This window comes from Desulfospira joergensenii DSM 10085 (assembly GCF_000420085.1).
GTDB lineage: Bacteria > Desulfobacterota > Desulfobacteria > Desulfobacterales > Desulfobacteraceae > Desulfospira > Desulfospira joergensenii.
On the sequence record NZ_ATUG01000002.1, the window covers coordinates 1,379,668 to 1,397,149 of the forward strand.

17 protein-coding genes and 1 pseudogene are annotated in these 17,482 nt (G+C 46.8%); 11 read left to right on the forward strand and 7 right to left on the reverse strand.

All coding sequences use genetic code 11. The features are described 5' to 3' along the window. Positions 1–4: 4 nt before the first annotated feature. Positions 5–877, reverse strand: a complete 873-nt coding sequence (gene galU, locus F608_RS0118830) for a UTP--glucose-1-phosphate uridylyltransferase GalU (protein ID WP_022667214.1) — start codon at positions 875–877, stop codon at positions 5–7. Positions 878–1,102: 225 nt separating this feature from the next. Here galU and F608_RS0118840 point away from each other — a divergent pair, with 225 nt between their 5' ends. Beyond that, positions 1,103–1,900: a YkgJ family cysteine cluster protein gene (locus tag F608_RS0118840; protein WP_022667216.1), complete on the forward strand. Its 798-nt coding sequence runs from the start codon at positions 1,103–1,105 to the stop codon at positions 1,898–1,900. Between the two features lie 313 nt (positions 1,901–2,213). Here F608_RS0118840 and F608_RS0118845 read toward each other — a convergent pair whose 3' ends face one another. Further along, complete coding sequence (locus F608_RS0118845) at positions 2,214–3,023, reverse strand: helix-turn-helix domain-containing protein (protein WP_022667217.1); 810 nt, start codon at positions 3,021–3,023, stop codon at positions 2,214–2,216. 71 nt (positions 3,024–3,094) lie between these two features. Between F608_RS0118845 and F608_RS0118850 the strand changes: the two genes are divergently transcribed. The 3 genes from F608_RS0118850 (at position 3,095) to F608_RS0118860 (ending at position 6,036) form a co-directional block, all read left to right on the forward strand. Then, positions 3,095–4,267, forward strand: a complete 1,173-nt coding sequence (locus F608_RS0118850) for an MFS transporter (RefSeq protein WP_022667219.1) — start codon at positions 3,095–3,097, stop codon at positions 4,265–4,267. A gap of 420 nt (positions 4,268–4,687) precedes the next feature. Beyond that, positions 4,688–5,137, forward strand: coding sequence for a MarR family winged helix-turn-helix transcriptional regulator (locus F608_RS0118855; protein ID WP_022667220.1), 450 nt, complete (start codon positions 4,688–4,690; stop codon positions 5,135–5,137). Between the two features lie 53 nt (positions 5,138–5,190). Then, positions 5,191–6,036 carry a DUF169 domain-containing protein gene (locus F608_RS0118860; RefSeq protein WP_022667221.1) on the forward strand — a complete coding sequence of 282 codons (846 nt, stop codon included), beginning with the start codon at positions 5,191–5,193 and terminating at the stop codon, positions 6,034–6,036. 4 nt (positions 6,037–6,040) lie between these two features. Here F608_RS0118860 and F608_RS37410 read toward each other — a convergent pair. The 4 genes and pseudogenes from F608_RS37410 to dapA all read right to left on the reverse strand — a co-directional run. Next, positions 6,041–6,226 (reverse strand): annotated as a pseudogene (locus F608_RS37410) (helix-turn-helix domain-containing protein); the annotation flags it as partial. 350 nt (positions 6,227–6,576) lie between these two features. Beyond that, positions 6,577–7,071: a hypothetical protein gene (locus tag F608_RS0118865; RefSeq protein ID WP_022667222.1), complete on the reverse strand. Its 495-nt coding sequence runs from the start codon at positions 7,069–7,071 to the stop codon at positions 6,577–6,579. A gap of 192 nt (positions 7,072–7,263) precedes the next feature. Continuing rightward, entirely contained in the window at positions 7,264–7,887 is a 624-nt protein-coding gene (locus F608_RS0118870; RefSeq protein ID WP_022667224.1) for a hypothetical protein, read from the reverse strand. Between the two features lie 521 nt (positions 7,888–8,408). Continuing rightward, positions 8,409–9,443 carry a 4-hydroxy-tetrahydrodipicolinate synthase gene (gene dapA / locus F608_RS0118875; RefSeq protein ID WP_022667225.1) on the reverse strand — a complete coding sequence of 345 codons (1,035 nt, stop codon included), beginning with the start codon at positions 9,441–9,443 and terminating at the stop codon, positions 8,409–8,411. A gap of 194 nt (positions 9,444–9,637) precedes the next feature. Here dapA and F608_RS0118880 point away from each other — a divergent pair, with 194 nt between their 5' ends. The 7 genes from F608_RS0118880 (at position 9,638) to panC (ending at position 16,849) form a co-directional block, all read left to right on the forward strand. Then, positions 9,638–10,330, forward strand: a complete 693-nt coding sequence (locus F608_RS0118880; protein WP_022667227.1) for a tetratricopeptide repeat protein — start codon at positions 9,638–9,640, stop codon at positions 10,328–10,330. Beyond that, positions 10,327–11,544 carry a hypothetical protein gene (locus tag F608_RS0118885; protein WP_022667228.1) on the forward strand — a complete coding sequence of 406 codons (1,218 nt, stop codon included), beginning with the start codon at positions 10,327–10,329 and terminating at the stop codon, positions 11,542–11,544. Before F608_RS0118880 ends, F608_RS0118885 begins: the two co-directional genes overlap by 4 nt. A 173-nt stretch (positions 11,545–11,717) precedes the next feature. Beyond that, a complete protein-coding gene (dsrA, locus tag F608_RS0118890) occupies positions 11,718–13,043 on the forward strand; it encodes a dissimilatory-type sulfite reductase subunit alpha (RefSeq protein WP_022667229.1) in 1,326 nt (441 codons plus the stop codon). Positions 13,044–13,058: 15 nt separating this feature from the next. Then, on the forward strand, positions 13,059–14,207 hold the full coding sequence (gene dsrB, locus F608_RS0118895) for a dissimilatory-type sulfite reductase subunit beta (protein ID WP_022667230.1): 1,149 nt from the start codon (positions 13,059–13,061) through the stop codon (positions 14,205–14,207). Between the two features lie 97 nt (positions 14,208–14,304). After that, positions 14,305–14,562, forward strand: coding sequence for a dissimilatory sulfite reductase D family protein (locus F608_RS32570; RefSeq protein ID WP_022667231.1), 258 nt, complete (start codon positions 14,305–14,307; stop codon positions 14,560–14,562). 18 nt (positions 14,563–14,580) lie between these two features. Beyond that, on the forward strand, positions 14,581–15,996 hold the full coding sequence (locus F608_RS0118905; protein WP_022667232.1) for a cobyrinic acid a,c-diamide synthase CobB: 1,416 nt from the start codon (positions 14,581–14,583) through the stop codon (positions 15,994–15,996). Between the two features lie 4 nt (positions 15,997–16,000). Beyond that, complete coding sequence (panC, locus tag F608_RS0118910) at positions 16,001–16,849, forward strand: pantoate--beta-alanine ligase (protein ID WP_022667233.1); 849 nt, start codon at positions 16,001–16,003, stop codon at positions 16,847–16,849. Positions 16,850–16,980: 131 nt separating this feature from the next. On the opposite strand, the gene F608_RS0118915 is transcribed toward panC, so the two are convergent. Next, a complete protein-coding gene (locus F608_RS0118915; protein WP_022667234.1) occupies positions 16,981–17,439 on the reverse strand; it encodes a cytochrome c3 family protein in 459 nt (152 codons plus the stop codon). Positions 17,440–17,482: the final 43 nt, after the last annotated feature.

Genomic DNA, 17,482 nt, shown 5'->3' on the forward strand with positions numbered 1-17,482 from the left:
TTCCCTAAAAATCTTTTTGAATCTCTTTGATAAAGCCGATCAACCGGTCCCTGATTTCAGGCCGTTCAAGGGCAAAGGCCAGGTTGGCCATCTGAAAACCGGCCTTGTCGCCGCAGTCAAAGCGTTTCCCGGAAAATTTATATCCGAAAATGGGCTGTTCTTCCAAAAGGCTTTTCATGGCGTCGGTGAGCTGGATTTCTCCGCCGGCACCGGACTGCTTTTGGCCCAGGTATTCGAAGATCTTGGGCATGAGGATATACCGGCCGATGATGGCCAGGTTGGAGGGGGCCTCCTTTGGAGACGGTTTTTCGATCATGTCCTTGATACGGACGATATCATTTTCCACTTCTACGGCATCCAGGATTCCGTATTTGTCGGTCTGGTCATCGGGAACTTCCATTACCGCGGCCATGGATGCCCGGATCCGGTCGAATTTTTTGACCATTTCAGATAGAACGGGTTTGGGGCTCTGGATCAGATCGTCCGCCAGGAGTACGGCAAAGGGCTCATCCCCTATGATATCCCGGGCGCACCAGATGGCGTGGCCCAGCCCCAGGGGTTCGTGCTGACGGGTATAGACAATGGTCCCTGTCCGGGGCACCAGCTGCTGGATCTGCCTGAGCATATCGGTCTTGCCCTTTTTTTCCAGGGCGTGCTCAATTTCAAAGGACCGGTCAAAGTGGTCTTCCAGGGCTTTTTTCCCCCGGCCGGTAACAAAGACGATCTGTTCGATTCCGGCGTTGAACGCCTCTTCCACGGCATACTGGATAATGGGTTTGTCCACCACGGGAAGCATTTCCTTGGCCATGGCCTTGGTGGCCGGGATAAACCGGGTGCCGAGACCGGCCACCGGGAATACGGCTTTTTTTACCTTCATTATCACTCCTTTGGTTTATTCTACAGACAATATCTCTCTGTTTTTTTCTCTGAATCGGGCTTGCCCCTTCTCATAGTCGGGAATTTTTGTCCTGTCAAATAAAATCTGTTTGCCGGACATAACAGCTAAGGGGGATTTTAGATCCTATCCGCTTGACATTATTATATTTTCCCCGTATAGTCCATAGCCTTAAACCCTTTTGTTATAAAATAATGAGGATAACCAATGAGTGATGAAAATAAAAGAGCCGCTGAGATTCCCCCTGAGCAGCTCAGTCTGAAAAGCAAGTTCAAATTCAGTTGTCATAAGGGCGTCAAGTGCTTTACCGACTGCTGCAGGGGAATCGATATCATGCTCACCCCCTATGATATCCTGACCATGCGCAAAAAACTGGACCTGACCTCGGAAGAGTTTCTCTCCGTTTTTACCACGCCCCAGATGCTTGAAAAGGCCGATATGCCCGTGGTCACCCTGAAACTGCTGGACGATGAACGAAAGTCCTGTCCCTTTGTTGAAGACAAGGAAGGATGCGCCATATACCAGGATCGTCCCACCACCTGCCGCTACTATCCCCTTGGGGTGGGCTCCCTAAGTTATTCCGGGGAGCAGGGGGAAAAGGATGAGTTCTTTTTTACGGTCAAGGAGGCCCATTGCCGGGGCTTTGAAGAGGACAAGGAATGGAGCGTGGCCGAATGGCGGGAAGACCAGGGCGTGGATCTCAGGGATGAGGTCAACGAGGGCTGGCTCGATCTCATGGTCCGGAAAAAATCCCTTCCCCCTAGCATGAAGCTTTCCGAGGAAAGCAAAAAGATGTTTTTCATGGTCTGTTACAATATAGACAAATTCAAAGACTTTGTTTTTAAGAGTTCGTTTCTGGACCGGTACGAACTCCCCGAAGAAAAGATCCAAGAGATCAGAAATGATGACGTCAAACTGCTCCAGTTCGGGTTTCAATGGCTGAAGGCCATGTTTTTTCAGGCCGGACAGGAGAAGTTTACGGTCAAGGAGAGTAAGGAAAGCTAGATCAGCGAGAACAGCGAGAACAGCAGATTCCGAAAAATTAAGGGGCCATGGACGCAATTTCGTTCATGGCTCTTTTTTTTTCGTTTATTCAATCAGTTGAAATGAAATCTTGATTTTGAGAATTCTCGATTATCAGGTTTGCAATATATTAACTTTACAGTTGATTTTTCCGGACGGGGATTCTTAATCTCCAATACTCTTGATTTTTCGCCAGGCAATCAAAAGACACTGGTCCATACCACATATTGTGGTTGGGGAATTTTTTAAAAGCGTTCAAGTATAGACATAAGTAACACTTTTCAAATGTTTGGTTTCACTTGATATCTGACTGAAAATATTGACCGGGGGTTTTACCAAGCGCTTTTTTAAACATAGAGATAAAAGCACTCGGACTGTCATAACCAAGATCAATAGCAATTGTAGTAACAGGGTCATTTAGTGCTAACCGTTTTAAGGATTCTAAAATTCTGATTTGCTGCCGCCATTGCCCAAAGCCAGTGCCTAATTCTGATTGAAAAAGTCGAGTCAATGTTCGCCTTGTCGCACCGACAAGTTTCCCCCAATCTTCCAGTGTTCGATTATCACCAGGGTTTTCTGACAACTTTACAAAAATCTCTTTAAGCCGAGAATCCTTTGGAATTGTCAGGCTCAGTGGTGTTACAGCCATGTTTTGGATTTGATCTAAAATCACTGTGATGATGTGTTCTTCTGGACTATCAGGTTGATAGAGATTTGGCATTTTTATGGCATGTAAAATAAGTTCTCTCAATAAAGGAGAGACCGATATTACGCAGCAATGTTCAGGTGCTTCAGGGAAAAAGTTGGGCTCAATATATAGGGTTCTCATTGATAAATTCCCTGACACTTTAATTTGGTGTTGTGTTTGAGCCGGTATCCATACTGCACGAAATGGTGGAACAACCCAAATACCTTCTCCTGTTGTGACGGTCATCACGCCTCTTGATGCATATAAGAGTTGGGATCGAATATGCAGGTGAGACTCTATTAGGTGCCCCGAAGGGAATTCTTTTGCCATCCATGCAACAGGGCGCGGTTTTTTTATAATATTTTGTGGGTCAGAAAATCCGGGGTTTGTCTCATTGTCGCTATTTTTTGTCCTCATATCGCAAGATATATATTAATTTTCATGCTATCGTCAATAAACCAGAGAGAAAACACCGCCTGGAGTTTGTTATGAAAAGACAATCAATTTGGACATTATCCTTGGGGCATTTAATAACTGATGTTAATCAGGGGGCCTTGCCAGCAATTTTGCCATTCTTTATATCGACTTATGATCTGACCTATACAGCCGCAGCCAGCATTGTTTTTGCCGCTAATTTAGCATCAAGTGTTATTCAGCCAATTTTCGGGTATGCCGCTGATAGATTTTCAAAACCATGGCTTTTGTCAATTGGGTTGCTCCTTGCCGGATTTGGTCTTGGTTTGACAGGGCTATGTAAAAGTTATCAACTAATCATGGTCTTGACGATCATAAGTGGAATTGGAATCGCCGCTTATCATCCCGAGGCTGCACGCTTGGTTAATTTTGAAGCTGGGAATCATAAAAATACTGCCATGAGTATTTTTGGTGTTGGAGGGACAATCGGTTTTGCCATTGGACCTTTCCTGATAACAACCGCGCTCCTTCAATGGGGTTTGAAAGGTACTATCATCCTTGTTCTTCCCGTTACATTCATGGCTATATTCATGGCAACACAATTTTCTAAGTTTAAATCGATCGTTCGAGAAAACAATAAAAAGAATGACTCTACCTCGGAGCCTGAAGAGAAAGAAGATTGGTGGGCATTTCTTCGGTTGACGATGTTTATTATCGGACGATCCGTAATATTTTATGGTTTAAATACGTTTATTCCCATTTATTGGATCAACCATCTGCATCAGTCAAAAATGATGGGGTCATTTGCTCTAACAGTATTTGCAGGTTCTGGTATTGTGGGCAATCTCATTGGGGGAAAGCTGGCAGATAAATTCGGAAAGAAAAAAGTAATCATAATAGGTTTCTTGGGACTAACCTTACTTCTTCCGATTTTCATTTCAATCAATAATGTATTAATTGCTATAAGCTTAATGATCCCCATTGGGTCGATATTATATGCGACGTACGGTCCATCTATTGTAATGGGACAAAATTATTTGCCAAACAGAGTTGGGTTGTCGTCTGGCATTACCTTAGGCGTCGCTATTTCTATTGGGGGGGCCGCAACACCATTGATAGGTAAAATCGCCGACATTTACAGTGTCTGGTATGGAATAGCTACAATAGCCTGCTTACCTATATTGGTTACTGCGGTTGCCACGAGTTTACCTGAAAAATCTAAAAAGGTAGTTCAAAGCAAAGAGTAAGTTTTAGGATGATCCTCCCCACGGATTGAACACCTGAGGTTAAGCTTCATTTGCTGAAATCTTGGTCTGAGAAGGTGTTGAATAATGGTATCAGCCTTGGGTCTCAGCCAAGACGGCCAACGAGTTCAATGATAGACACATGCCTCGCTCTAATACATTATGAGTTTTTACTGTTTTTTATACGAAAATTAACGCGAATAAAATCAGACATGATCAATGATAAAACTGGCCAACCATTTCTTAAAAGTTAAACGATTTTAAAAATGAAGACAGGTAAAAACATTATGGTCAATCGTGGTTCAGAATTTAGGCGAACTCCCCTATAAAGGGGTAATCCCTCAGATTAAGGAAAAAGTTGAATGCCAATAAACCACTTGAAATCAGTTGACATAAGCCAATTGGTTGTGTACACAATCAATTATGGCATTTGATTATGATCACAATAAATCTTTGGGTTATTTAACCGGATTGGCCAACAGGATGCTAAGTAATACGCTTACAGCAAAATTCCAAGCGGATAATATCGACATGACTGCTGAACAATGGGGGGCCATTCTTGTTTTGTTGAACGATGGTGTCATCACCCAAAGGCAGCTTGGAGAAAAATTATATCTCGAAAAATCTAGCGTCAGCCGGCTGCTTGATGGACTTGAGAAACGCAATTGGATTGCACGGACCAAGGATCCAAAAGACAGCAGGCAAAAGCTGGTAAAGCCGACTTCAAAGGTCCTGGATACGGCAGAACGCTGCTCGAATATTGCCAGAACCATTTTAAAGGAAGCGCAGTGTGGCATGACTGAAGAGGAGCAATTGGCCTGCCAATCAGCCCTGCGGCACATCATATCAAACCTGGATAAAAGGAATAATTAGACAAGCCTAAAAAAACGATTTAATAGTTGTATACACAACATAAAGGAGGCGCAATGAATTTTAAATCAATCCTTGAAGAAACAAACGTATTTCTTGAGCACCTAGGGTTGGACCAAGAACCCTTTGGCGTTTATTACGATGACACCAAACCGGAAGAAGCCTATGGTCCTAAACCAGGGATTCCTATCTCACGTGAGATGGAAGACCAGGGCCAGGTGGACATGCAGGAAGTTATGAAAACGTTTTCCTGCGTGATCGGTAATATCTGGCTGGCCAGGAAAAAAAATAGTGCTGCATATATTTCAACAGAAGAGTATGGGTGCCTAGGGGGCGTGTTCTATTGTTCAATGATGAAGCCCAACCTCAGATTTATCGAACACTATGTTACTACAGGATTTGAGGGGACGCCCGTCCATGGAGAGCGATACCTGCCGTCCCCAGAAGCCATGAGAAAATTTCTTAGCAAAGTTGATCCCCGCAAACCACCAGCAAAATATTGTATTTTTAAACCACTATCTCATTTTTCAGAGGATCAAAAGCCTGAATTCGTTATCTTTTTTGCTCGGCCTGAGGTGTTGAGTGGCCTCTTCACCCAAACAACATTTACTACAGGCGATGTGGACAGTATAGCTTCTCCGTTTGGAGCCGGGTGCACGAATATCCTCGCCTGGCCGCTTTACTACAAAGAACAGGGAATGGAAAAAGCCGTACTCGGTGGTTTTGACCCTTCAGCCAGAAAATTTATGAAAACGGATGAGTTGACCTTTACGGTTCCTCTGTCTCTGTATGAGAAAATGCTGAACGCACTGCCGGAATCCATGTTCAACGTTGGAGACGCCTGGTCGATCGTGCGCAAAAAGGTCAACCGTAGCGCAAAGACATGGGGAGAGAAAAATTAGCTTACTATGATGTGGCTGCCTCTCGCAGACGATTAATGTCCCGTAAAGGCGGAGCGCCGAACAACCGGCTGTATTCACGGCTGAATTGAGAGGCGCTTTCATATCCAACTTCAAATGTTTCGCTCAGGGCATCTATGTTTTTTGTAAGCATCAGACGTCTGGCCTCGTTCAAGCGCAATCGTTTTTGAAACTGTAGCGGCGGCCTGGGATGTCAACCAAATCTTTTAAAACGCTTGGTAATAAAGAGTTTTACTCATTTTTAAATTATCGTTTAAAATAGGATAGTTTTTGACTGAAAATGAGACAAAAAATGAACGAATGAAAAGTGTACAATCATGGTATAAGCGCCATGGGCGCACTCTGATCCACATACGTGATCAATTATACCATAAGTGTTCAGAAAAAATCGTATTCTACATTTGACAGATAAACCAATAGTGAAAGGGGAAAGCATCTGCTTAATTTTGCCCCCGACAGAGTAAGGTATGTGACTGGTAATACCATCAGGCTATACAATTTTAATTTTTGCTACTGATTTTATCATACCGTAATATTAATTGATGATTGTTCTATAATCGTCGTTTGAACTGGCAGAGATAAAAGAGTATTTAAAAGATGTTCCCGATCAACCTTATTTTCGGCATCCAATTCAGGTGAACCTGTTGCGTATTTAGGCGTAGCCTGAATTTCAGCCAGCAAGTTAAAAGTCCCATTTTTATTGCGGGGAGTTGTCCAAGTTTTTGTAACATACGCGTCTGGGTGGTCCTCAAGGGCAGCACGAGCGCTAAAAACTGTCAAACTTAAAAAATCTTGAGTATTTCCTTCTTCATAAAACGATTTAGCCAAACCAAGCATATCCCCAGAAGTCATATTGGTTAAATCATACCCTGAGGTAATTTTCACTGATTTTGTTTCTACAATGACTTCAGTTTGTTGTGCATCTCCAATACTGTTTGCTCGCTGAGTTGAAACCTGGTCTTGTAACGTGAAGATAGAGTTGCGATATGTTTGTCCTGAAAAAATCGAGGTTTGCATACAATCACCTTTCAATTAGGATGGTTAATTATTTTGTTTTACTAAATTTATCGGCTATGTAACTGAAATTCCTTAAGAGCCAATGGTTGTATTAAATTGAACCATCCCTAACTTTCTCGAAACAGATAATTAAACGGGCCTGAGAGCACAGGTTTTTCTTGAGATTTATGAAGCGAGTCTCCGGGGATATTTTTATCCTACCTGAAAGACTGAATTTTGAAAAACAAGAGCGGTCTGGCCTAGTGCATATTGAAGCACATACTCCCCTGACGAGGAACTTCCGATATTGTATTGGGCCACAGCTGACTTGGGGTCCTGCGCATAGGCTTGGGCAAATTCCATATGTTTTTCTGCCGCATTTACCAGAGATTGGTTGGAACTTGCTTTAGTAAAAGCCTGCTGAAAATCGGGATGCTTATTTAATGCGGCCTCCAATCTATCGTTGTCGCTTGTTGAGAGATCGGAATTAACCCGGATCAACCCCTCTTTGTCAGTATGTATTGAAATTTTGGAATCCGACGAAATATTAAGTTGTTCAAGTGTATTCGTCAGGATATTTTCAGCTATTTGTAAATTTTTTTGACCAAAGGCCTGAATTTCATCCAGAGTGATCACTCCATCCTTTCCAGCACCATCCATGAAGTTTTCCAAGGTGCCAATTAATGATGAGTTGTTCTCTGAGACCTGGGCTTGCATCATTTTCCCTTCTTCCGAGAGGGTGACTACATCAATTTTTCCGGGTGATGAGGAAATTTTTTCCGGCTGACAAGGATAATTCAAAAATGCAGCTTGGGCTGAAATGGGGTTTATTCTCATGACTGCTCCTTGCTTTGAATAGTATTTAACATTTAAAACATTTGTGTAAAGCAATAAGCATACCTATTCCTATTTTTTATACCGAATTCGTTCTTGACATAAGTTGGAGAAAAAGCTTCAAGATACTGAAATGTAGAGCGATTAATCAGATCACAGTTGTGGCAATCGAACCGAGCCCTATGTCTATCAGTCAACCCTTTTATAAAAGTGAGCACTTCTGGCTATAGTTCTCATATTTCAAATTTCACCTCAACCACAATATCTTGAGGTTGTACTTTTTTGCTGAAGGATCAAGAAAATACATTGTTGACCGCCTTTTACCAGATCATAGCAGCAACTCACCAAAATCAGGTTTATAGAATACAAAATTGATTTCACTTGGAGGAAAATACATCAGAAACGTGGAATTTTAAGTCTTTCCGGTAGGAAAATTACTGACAATTCCAATGAAAAAGGGGAAAGGACGCCAGTCCTTCCCCCTGCTTTTCTCGCTGATCCAGCGGATCTAGCTGTTCTCGCTTTTAATAATCATACCACAGCCCAACATGATATTCCGGATTATTGATCCTCTCGTCAATATCCACATTAAAGGCCTTTTGAATGGGTTCAAAGAGTTCCGGGGTCCGGGACTGGACTTTTTTCATGGCAGCCAAGACAATATCGAGTCCTTTCCGGGTCATCCGGCCCAGGGGTTTCCGGCAGGGTCCCGATGGCATGCCCAGGATCTGCATCATGGTTTTCAGGGGCAGGGGATTTCTTGCCCGGCAGCTTACCGGGCCGAATTTGCTTTCCTCCTGGGTGGTGACCCCCACAAGATCGAGCAGAGGGGTAAGTTTTTCCTGCAGGAGTCTGGCTTCTTCGGGCTTTCCTTTATTGATCAGGGAGACCATTTCGGTCATGAAACCGGGGACGATGTTTGACATGACGGAGAAAGATCCGCAGGCCTTGACGGCAGGGTCGGTCATGATGTCATAGACCAGGCCGTCGTCCCCGGACAGGATCTTGAAGTCTTTTCCGCAGAATTCCCGGGTCAGTTTCATATTTTCCAGGCTGCCCGTGGCTTCTTTTACCGAAGTCACATTGGGGCAGGATTCAGCCAGGAGGGCCAGATCCTGGGGAAGCATCTGGGCTCCGGTCCGGCCGGGGATGATATAGGGGATGACCTCCACCCCGGGATATTCCCTGGCCACGGTTTCATAGTACTCTTTCCGGATTTCAAGGGAGCTGGGGCCGTTGTAGTAGGGGTCTGCCAGGAGAACAGCGTCCACCCCCTCTTTGACGGCGTGTCCGGTACCAGTCAGGGCTTCGGCGGTGTTGTTGGATCCGGTTCCCGCGATGCAGAGGCATTTCCCCTTGGCCTGCCTGGCAGCCAGGGCGATAACAAGGTCATGTTCTTTCCATTTGAATGTGGGGCTTTCCCCTGTGGTGCCGGTGGCCAGAATCCCGGTTATGCCGTTTTCGATCTGGAAGTCGATGAGCTGCTCAAAACCCTCCCGGTCCAGGTCGCCGGACTCGTTAAAAGGGGTGACTAATGCGGTAAAACATCCTTGATCCATAATTTAATGCTCCTGAAATTGTGTAATCTTTATAAAATGCCTTGCTACCATATGTCAGGCGCAGGTTCAATCTTTATTATTCCCCTCGGGCAGAAGGTGATTTTCTTCAAATACCTTGACACCTGGGTTGAGGGCTTTATTATAGTAGATTTCAACCAGAAAACAAGATGTTAATCGATCTTAAGGAGTTATATATGTCTGATGCTCAAACCCCGGCCGGCAAAAACCCGGTCAATCTGCCCCAGAATGCAGATGAGCAGATCGCCAAACTGAGGGATCAATTGTCCCGGAACACCGATTGCGGAACCACCCATTACAACCTTGCCGTGGCGCTCATGGGAAAGCAGGAGTACGCCGAAGCGGAAAGAGTCCTCCATGATGCCATTGACTGCAGTCCCACCCTTGCCGAGGCCTATGTGCTTCTGGGAGGACTCTGTCTGAAGAGAAACGATCTGGAGGGCTGTTACCGGTTCAATCAACGGGCGACCAAGGCCCGGGCCGGATTTGCAGAGGGCTACGGCAACATGGCCTTTGTCCTGCTGCAGCTGGTGGATGGGAAAGATCCCAAAGAGGATGAGGAAAAGCTGGACAAGGCCATTAAGCATTTGAAAAAAGCGATTATCCACAACAAGAATTTTATCCAGGCCTATACCACCCTGGGCACGGCCTATTTCATGAAGGGTCTGGTGGAGGAAAGCATCAAGGCCAATCTTGAGGCCGTAAATATCGAGTCTGAATTTCCCATTGCCCATAATAACCTGGCCGTGGGATACCTGGAATTAAAGGATTATAAAAAGGCCATCGAACATTGTGATGAAGCGGTCCGCCTCGGATTCGAAGTCAATCCCGAACTGCTGAATGAGCTTGCTCCCCATAGGGCGGCATGATTCAATCTCCTGAATGTTCTTTTTATATTTCAGGTAACAATCAAGAGATCCTTCCCGGCAGCCCCCTCTGGGCTCTTCCCCTGTCAGGGAGGATCTCCCAATATGACCCCTCCGTTCAATCCCAAAATTCGGATATCCCCGGAGATCTGACAATCGGGGATTATTTCTCAGCCTGCCGGACTTTTCTCTCGGCAGACAAGGGCCGGATTCTGTATTCTGCCCTGTCTCAGACGTCGCAAGGCAAGAAAGGGATAAAAAAGATCTCTCTCTTTCTTATCAAGCACGGGGCCTTTTATCACCCGGTAAAGATCGATGTGGATGCTGATGACGGGGGGACCGTTTCATTTGTTCTGAACGGGGCGGTTTCGGATCCAGGTCTTGCCCTTCTGAAAAGGGAGTACGGTCTTCTGGCCATGCTGGGGGAAAAAAACGCCGGAGACCTTATCCCCCGTGTATTTGGCATGGGAAGGTTCATGGAAAAAGGCCATGAATTCGGTTTTTTCCTGGGAGAGTGGTTTCAAGGATTTCGGGAATTCCATATCACCGGTTCTAAAGAGCCCCGCCGGATAGCGGTCTGGGAGGATTCCGGCAACAGCTCCTTTCTCTCCCTTGAACAGGCTTTGCCCATCTATGAGCAGGTGGCCTTTATCCTCACCTCATTCTACGACCTTGATACCTTTGAACAGATTTTCCCCTGGCACCATGCGGCCGGGGATTTTGTGGCGGACATTGAAAAACCGGATCTTCCGGTGAAGTTGATCAGTGTGAGGGGGTACGGCCCCCTGGTGGAGTTCCCTTCCGATCCCACAGGACAATATGTCCTGCCTTCCCTGCTCTTTTTCTTCTTAAATCTCTCTTTGAGAATCCGGCTGGACCGCCTGGACGGAACCGGTGAAGCGGTTTTCCTGGATGAACCGGTTTTAAGGGCCTGTGTAAAAGGATTTTTTAAGGGGCTTCAGGATCATGAAAATCAGCACCCAGATGCCCCTTCCGGGCTTGATGATCCGTCGGGAAAAAGGTCTCCCCTTGCGGAGGGTTTTGTTCAGTTTATCCGGGGGTTTGACGCCGGGACCCTGGAGGAGATCATTGGAAAGATGATGGACCAATGGCGTCCGGGGGCTTCGGAATCGGATCTGATAAACAATTGTCTTGAATCCCATTGTGCCGCTATCCATGGGATTTTTAAAAACAGCCGGGCACAGGATTTTTATTGACATGTGGAAATAGAAATTTTATATCTGCAATGTTATTTTGCTAAAGTTATTTCTTATGAAATAAATAAGCGTTTCTAAGTTTTTGTAATAACAGGCATTTAGACTATGAATGAAAAGTTTGGAAAACCTTTTCATTAATGTAATGTAATTTAACTTTTAACGGAGGTAAGTAAATGGCTAAGCATGAAACTCCTTTACTGGACCAGCTTGAAACCGGTCCATGGCCTAGCTTTGTCTCTGACCTGAAACAGCAGGCTGAAGTCAGAGCAAAGAATGAAAAGGGTGTTGAATTCCAGATTCCCCAGGATTGTGTGGACGATCTTCTGGGTGTTTTGGAGCTTTCTTTCAAGCATGGTAGAACACATTGGAAACATGGCGGTATCGTAGGCGTTTTCGGCTACGGCGGTGGCGTTATCGGCAGGTACTGCGATCAGCCCCAGGCCTTCCCCGGTGTTGAGCACTTCCATACCATGCGTGTGAATCAGCCCGCAGGGAAGTTCTACAAAACCGATTACCTGAAGAGCCTGACCGAACTGTGGGACTTCAGGGGCTCCGGTGTAACCAATATGCACGGCGCAACCGGTGACATCATCCTTCTGGGTACCACTACTCCCCAGCTGGAAGAAGTCTTCTGGACACTGACCCATGACATGAACCAGGATCTCGGCGGCTCCGGCTCCAACCTAAGAACCCCTGCCGACTGCCTTGGCCAGTCCAGATGTGAATATGCCTGTTACGACACCAATGCACTGGTTTACTTCCTGACCAATGAGTACCAGGATGAACTCCATCGTCCGGCATTCCCCTACAAGTTTAAATTCAAACTTGACGGCTGCCCCAACTGCTGCGTGGCCTCCATCGCCCGTTCCGACATGTCCTTCATCGGTACATGGAAAGACGATATCCGCATTGATCAGGATGCAGTGAATAAATATGTGGAAAACGATCCTGCATATCCGGCCAATGCCGGTGCCCATAAGGGTAAAGACTGGGGCCCCTTTGACATTGAAAAAGAAGTTACCGGTCTCTGTCCCACAAAATGCATGAAGTTTGAAAACAAAAAACTCTTCATTGACAATGCCAACTGCACCCGCTGCATGCATTGCATCAATGTAATGCCCAGAGCCCTGAAAGTCGGTAAAGAAACCGGTTGCTCCATCCTGGTCGGTGCAAAAGCCCCCATCCTTGACGGTGCCCAGATGGGTTCTCTCCTTGTTCCCTTCGTAGAGGTGAATCCTGACAATGATTACGAAGCCATCACTGAAGTAATCGAAAATGTCTGGGACTGGTGGATGGAAGAAGGTAAAAACCGTGAGCGTCTTGGTGAGCTGATCATGCGTCAGGGTTTCCAGAAACTTCTTGAAGTCACTGGTATTGATCCCATGCCTCAGCACGTTGCCTACCCGAGAACCAACCCCTACATCTTCTGGAAAGAAGATGAAGTGACAGGCGGCTGGGAACGCGACGTTGAAGAATACAGAAAACATCATCAGAGATAGGAAGGGAGATTTATAATGGCATTTATTTCTACTGGTTATAATCCAGACAAGCCGATGGAAAACAGAATCACTGACATCGGTCCGAAAGATCATAACGAATTTTATCCTCCTGTTATCGCAAAAAATAAAGGCAAATGGTCTCATCATGAAATTCTTGAGCCCGGCGTCCTTGTTCATGTTGCTGATTCAGGGGACGAAGTCTATACCGTAAGATGCGGTGGTGCCCGCTTGATGTCCACCACCCACGTCAACGAGATCTGTGAAATTGCAGACAAACATTGCGACGGGTATGTTCGTTTTACCACCCGGAACAACATCGAGTTCATGGTTGATTCCAAGGACAAGGTGGAGCCTTTGAAAAATGATCTGGCTTCCAGAAAATTTGAAGGCGGTTCCTTTAAGTTCCCCATCGGCGGTACCGGTGCCGGCGTGACCAATATCGTTCACACCCAGGGCTGGATTCATTGTCATACGCCTGCCACCGATGCCTCCGGTACGGTAAAGGCCACCATGGATGAGCTGTTCTCAGACTTCCAGCAGATGAGACTTCCGGCCCAGCTGAGAGTTTCCATGGCCTGCTGTCTGAACATGTGCGGCGCGGTTCATTGCTCTGATATCGCTATTCTCGGATATCACAGAAAACCGCCCATGCTGGATCATGAGTACCTGGACAAGGTCTGTGAAATTCCCCTGGCCGTATCTGCCTGCCCCACGGCAGCCATCAAGCCGGCCAAACAGACACTGGCCAATGGAACCGAAGTTAAATCCGTAGCCGTTAAAAATGAGAGATGCATGTACTGCGGGAACTGCTACACCATGTGTCCTTCCATGCCTCTGGCAGATGCCGAAGGTGACGGTATCGTTCTCATGGCCGGTGGTAAGGTCTCCAACCGGATCTCCGATCCCAAGTTCTCCAAGGTTGTTGTTGCCTTCCTGCCCAATGAAATGCCGAGATGGCCTTCCATGACAGATGCCATTAATAAGATGGTGAATGCCTATTCAAACGGTGCCAACAAATACGAGCGTCTGGGTGACTGGGCCGAGAGAATCGGATGGGAAAAATTCTTTGAAGTTTGTGAACTTCCGTTTACCCATCACCTGATTGACGATTTCCGTCAGCAGGCTTACATGAGTTGGCGTCAGTCCACTCAGTTCAAATTCTAATTTATTGGTTATTTGAACACTCGTTGTAAATAATGAGGGTGAACCGGAGGGCATTCGTGTTCTCCGGTTCATCCGTTTTAACGCAAAGGAGCGAAACATGAGCGAACTTCTTGAGAATACAGAGGCTGCAAAAAAAGCGGTTGTTGATTGGCTGACCAAAAAGTCCAAATCCAAAACCAAGTTTTATATCAAGGACTTTTATAAGATCTTTCCCGATGACAAACCCCGGGCCATTAAAAAAGTCGTTAATAAAATGGTTGAAACCGGAGAGCTGGAATTCTGGTCTTCCGGATCCACTACCATGTACGGTCTCAAAGGTGCGGGTATTCAGCACTCTTCTGAAGGCGAAGAATAAGATATTAGAATTAAATCCATGCAGGCCAGTAGGGAAAATGTCCCGGGAGTTATTGTTGCAGGACTCAGGGGTGGTTCGGGCAAAACAATTATATCCTTAGGGATAACTGCAGCATGGAAAGAGTCAAATCTCAGGGTATCCCCCTTTAAAAAGGGGCCTGATTATATCGACGCCGGCTGGCTCTCCAGGGCAGCCGGCCGCCCCTGTTACAATCTGGACACCTTTCTTTGTACACCGGAAACGGTGATCTCCTCTTATTTTATCAATTCCCAAGATTCAGACCTTGCCCTTATCGAGGGCAACCGGGGTCTTTATGACGGCATAGACACCGAGGGCTCCACGTCAACCAGTGAACTTGCCAAGCTTCTGAACCTGCCGGTTCTTCTGGTCCTGGACTGTACCAAAAGCACGCGGACCATGGCTGCCCTCCTCATGGGCTGCATGAATTTTGATCCCGGCATCCGCATCTGCGGAGTGGTACTCAACCGGGTGGCGGGAAAACGCCATGAGGGAAAAGTCAGGGCCAATATAGAGCGGTTCTGCAATATCCCGGTACTGGGCGCCGTTCCCAAATTAAGTCAGGGGGATTTCCCTGAACGCCACATGGGGCTGGTCACCTCCGAGGAGCACTCCTATACGGATCAGGCCATTGAATCCGCCATTAAAATCGCCCGGGAAAACATCGATCTGGACAGGCTCTATGAACTGGTGACGGCATCGGACGGCCAGACCAGGCCAGGGCTTTGCCCGCCTGCCCGGGATACCGGGAAAAAGGGCGGCCCGGATTCGGTGACCATCGGAATCATCCGGGACTCGGCCTTTCAGTTCTACTATCCGGACAATTTAAGGGCCCTTGAGGATCTCGGGGCCAGGATCGTCTTTATCAGTCCTTTGAAACAGGAGACCATCCCCCCGGTCCATGCCATCTATATGGGCGGCGGATTTCCGGAAACCCATGCCCCCCAGCTGGCCAAAAATCATTCCTTCAGGGAGAATCTGAAACGCCTTTCTCTGGAGGGACTGCCCATTTACGCCGAATGCGGGGGCCTGATTTTTCTGGGGGAGAGTATTCGCCTGGATGATGTGGAATATCCCATGTCCGGAATATTTCCCATTAAGTTCGGCCTGTCCAAAAAACCCCAGGGACACGGGTATACCAAGGTAGAAGTGGTCCATTCCAATCCCTTTTACAAAAAGGGGGAAACCCTTAGGGGACACGAGTTCAGGTACTCCAAGATCCGGTCCATAGAGTACAAGGATACTCAGATGGCCTTTCGCATGGAAAGGGGAAAGGGAATCCTGGATAAAAAAGACGGGTTCCATAGGAACAATACCTTTGGAACCTATACCCATATCCATGCCCTGGGAACCCCCTCATGGGCCCCTTCGCTTGTGGCCAAGGCCATGGATTATAAACTTCATCAACCGAGGTGAAATCGTGAAAATCATCAGCTCCATCAAAGAGATGACCGCCCATTCAGAGGAACTGCGCCGGAAGGGCCGGACTCTTGTATTTGTTCCCACCATGGGGTTCCTTCACAAGGGGCATCTGACCCTGATGGAGGAGGGTAAAAAACAGGCCGACGACCTTATTGTCAGCATATTTGTCAATCCGGCCCAGTTCGGGCCCAATGAGGATCTCGACACCTATCCCCGGGCCCTGGAACGGGACCTGGAACTCTGTGAAAAAATCGGGGCTGCAGCCGTGTTCACCCCGGATGCAGGGGAAATGTATCCGGAGGGTTTCCAGACTTACGTGGAACTCACCCGTCTGCCCCTGCACCTCTGCGGGCTGTCCAGACCGGTCTTTTTCCGGGGGGTTGCCACGGTGGTGACCAAATTGTTCAATATCGTCCGGCCCCATAAGGCGGTCTTCGGACAAAAGGATTTTCAGCAGCTGACCCTTATCCGGCAGATGGTCAGGGATCTCAGCCTCAATATAGAGATCATCGGGGTGCCCATCGTCCGGGAAGCAGACGGGCTGGCCATGAGTTCCCGGAACAAGTATCTGAACGAATCTGAAAGGTCCGATGCCCTGCTTCTGCACCAATCCCTGTTAAAGGCAAAGGAGATGGTTGCATCCGGAGAAAAAAATCCGGCCCGGATCCTTGAACAGGCCCGGCAGATTCTAAATTCCTGCCCTGGAATCAAGATTGATTATGTCTCCATCTGTGACATTGCCACCCTGGACAATCTGGGGGAGGGGGAGAGGATTGACCGGCCCGTGCTCATGGCCCTTGCCGTGATGCTGGGGAAGACCCGGCTCATCGACAATATGATTTTGTAAGCCGAAAGTCTAAAGGGGGAAACCCCAAAGCATGAGGCTTTAGACTTTTAGCGGTTTTAGCGGAATAAAAAAGGGTGTTTCCCCGGAAACGGGGAAACACCCTTAAAAATGTATATGCGTTTTTTTACCGCTTATGCCTTTTCATGGCATTTGCCGCAGGAGGTGGGAGCAGGGCCCTTCCGGCCTTTGGGGTCGCCGGCTTTGATATTGGCTTCCTTGTGGCATTCCACGCAGTTCCCATGCATGGCATTTTCATGGACCATGATGTCTTTTTTATTTTTCTTGTCTTTTTTGAATTTGTTGTGGCATTCGCCGCATTTTTTGACCTCGTCGCCCATTTTGAGATCCGCCAGGGGTTTGCCGTCTTTGTCGTGATGGCACTCGCCGCAGTTGAGTTTGTACTCTTCAATGTGTTTTTTGTGAGTAAACTCCACCAGTTTGAATTTTGGGGCCCCTTTTTTGCGTTTTTTGTAGCCGTCGGTTTCCATTTTTAAGGTATCTTCGACACTAGTACCTGCCTGGAGTCCGCCGGCGGCAAAAATCACAGCAATTCCTGCAGCCAGAAGAAGTGTGACCAGTCTTTTGTTCATAACTCGCTTTGCTCCTTTTTACAATTAACTATTTGTTTTGCCT

Bases quoted from the DNA above. Each gene is read 5' to 3' on its own strand.
- F608_RS0118885 (WP_022667228.1), top strand. From the start codon at position 10,327: ATGATTCAATCTCCTGAATGTTCTTTTTATATTTCAGGTAACAATCAA.
- galU (WP_022667214.1), bottom strand. From the start codon at position 877: ATGAAGGTAAAAAAAGCCGTATTCCCGGTGGCCGGTCTCGGCACCCGG.
- F608_RS0118860 (WP_022667221.1), top strand. From the start codon at position 5,191: ATGAATTTTAAATCAATCCTTGAAGAAACAAACGTATTTCTTGAGCAC.
- dsrB (WP_022667230.1), top strand. From the start codon at position 13,059: ATGGCATTTATTTCTACTGGTTATAATCCAGACAAGCCGATGGAAAAC.
- F608_RS0118870 (WP_022667224.1), bottom strand. From the start codon at position 7,887: ATGAGAATAAACCCCATTTCAGCCCAAGCTGCATTTTTGAATTATCCT.
- F608_RS0118915 (WP_022667234.1), bottom strand. From the start codon at position 17,439: ATGAACAAAAGACTGGTCACACTTCTTCTGGCTGCAGGAATTGCTGTG.
- F608_RS0118880 (WP_022667227.1), top strand. From the start codon at position 9,638: ATGTCTGATGCTCAAACCCCGGCCGGCAAAAACCCGGTCAATCTGCCC.
- F608_RS0118855 (WP_022667220.1), top strand. From the start codon at position 4,688: ATGGCATTTGATTATGATCACAATAAATCTTTGGGTTATTTAACCGGA.
- dapA (WP_022667225.1), bottom strand. From the start codon at position 9,443: ATGGATCAAGGATGTTTTACCGCATTAGTCACCCCTTTTAACGAGTCC.
- dsrA (WP_022667229.1), top strand. From the start codon at position 11,718: ATGGCTAAGCATGAAACTCCTTTACTGGACCAGCTTGAAACCGGTCCA.
- F608_RS0118905 (WP_022667232.1), top strand. From the start codon at position 14,581: ATGCAGGCCAGTAGGGAAAATGTCCCGGGAGTTATTGTTGCAGGACTC.
- F608_RS32570 (WP_022667231.1), top strand. From the start codon at position 14,305: ATGAGCGAACTTCTTGAGAATACAGAGGCTGCAAAAAAAGCGGTTGTT.
- F608_RS0118845 (WP_022667217.1), bottom strand. From the start codon at position 3,023: ATGAGGACAAAAAATAGCGACAATGAGACAAACCCCGGATTTTCTGAC.
- F608_RS0118850 (WP_022667219.1), top strand. From the start codon at position 3,095: ATGAAAAGACAATCAATTTGGACATTATCCTTGGGGCATTTAATAACT.
- F608_RS0118865 (WP_022667222.1), bottom strand. From the start codon at position 7,071: ATGCAAACCTCGATTTTTTCAGGACAAACATATCGCAACTCTATCTTC.
- F608_RS0118840 (WP_022667216.1), top strand. From the start codon at position 1,103: ATGAGTGATGAAAATAAAAGAGCCGCTGAGATTCCCCCTGAGCAGCTC.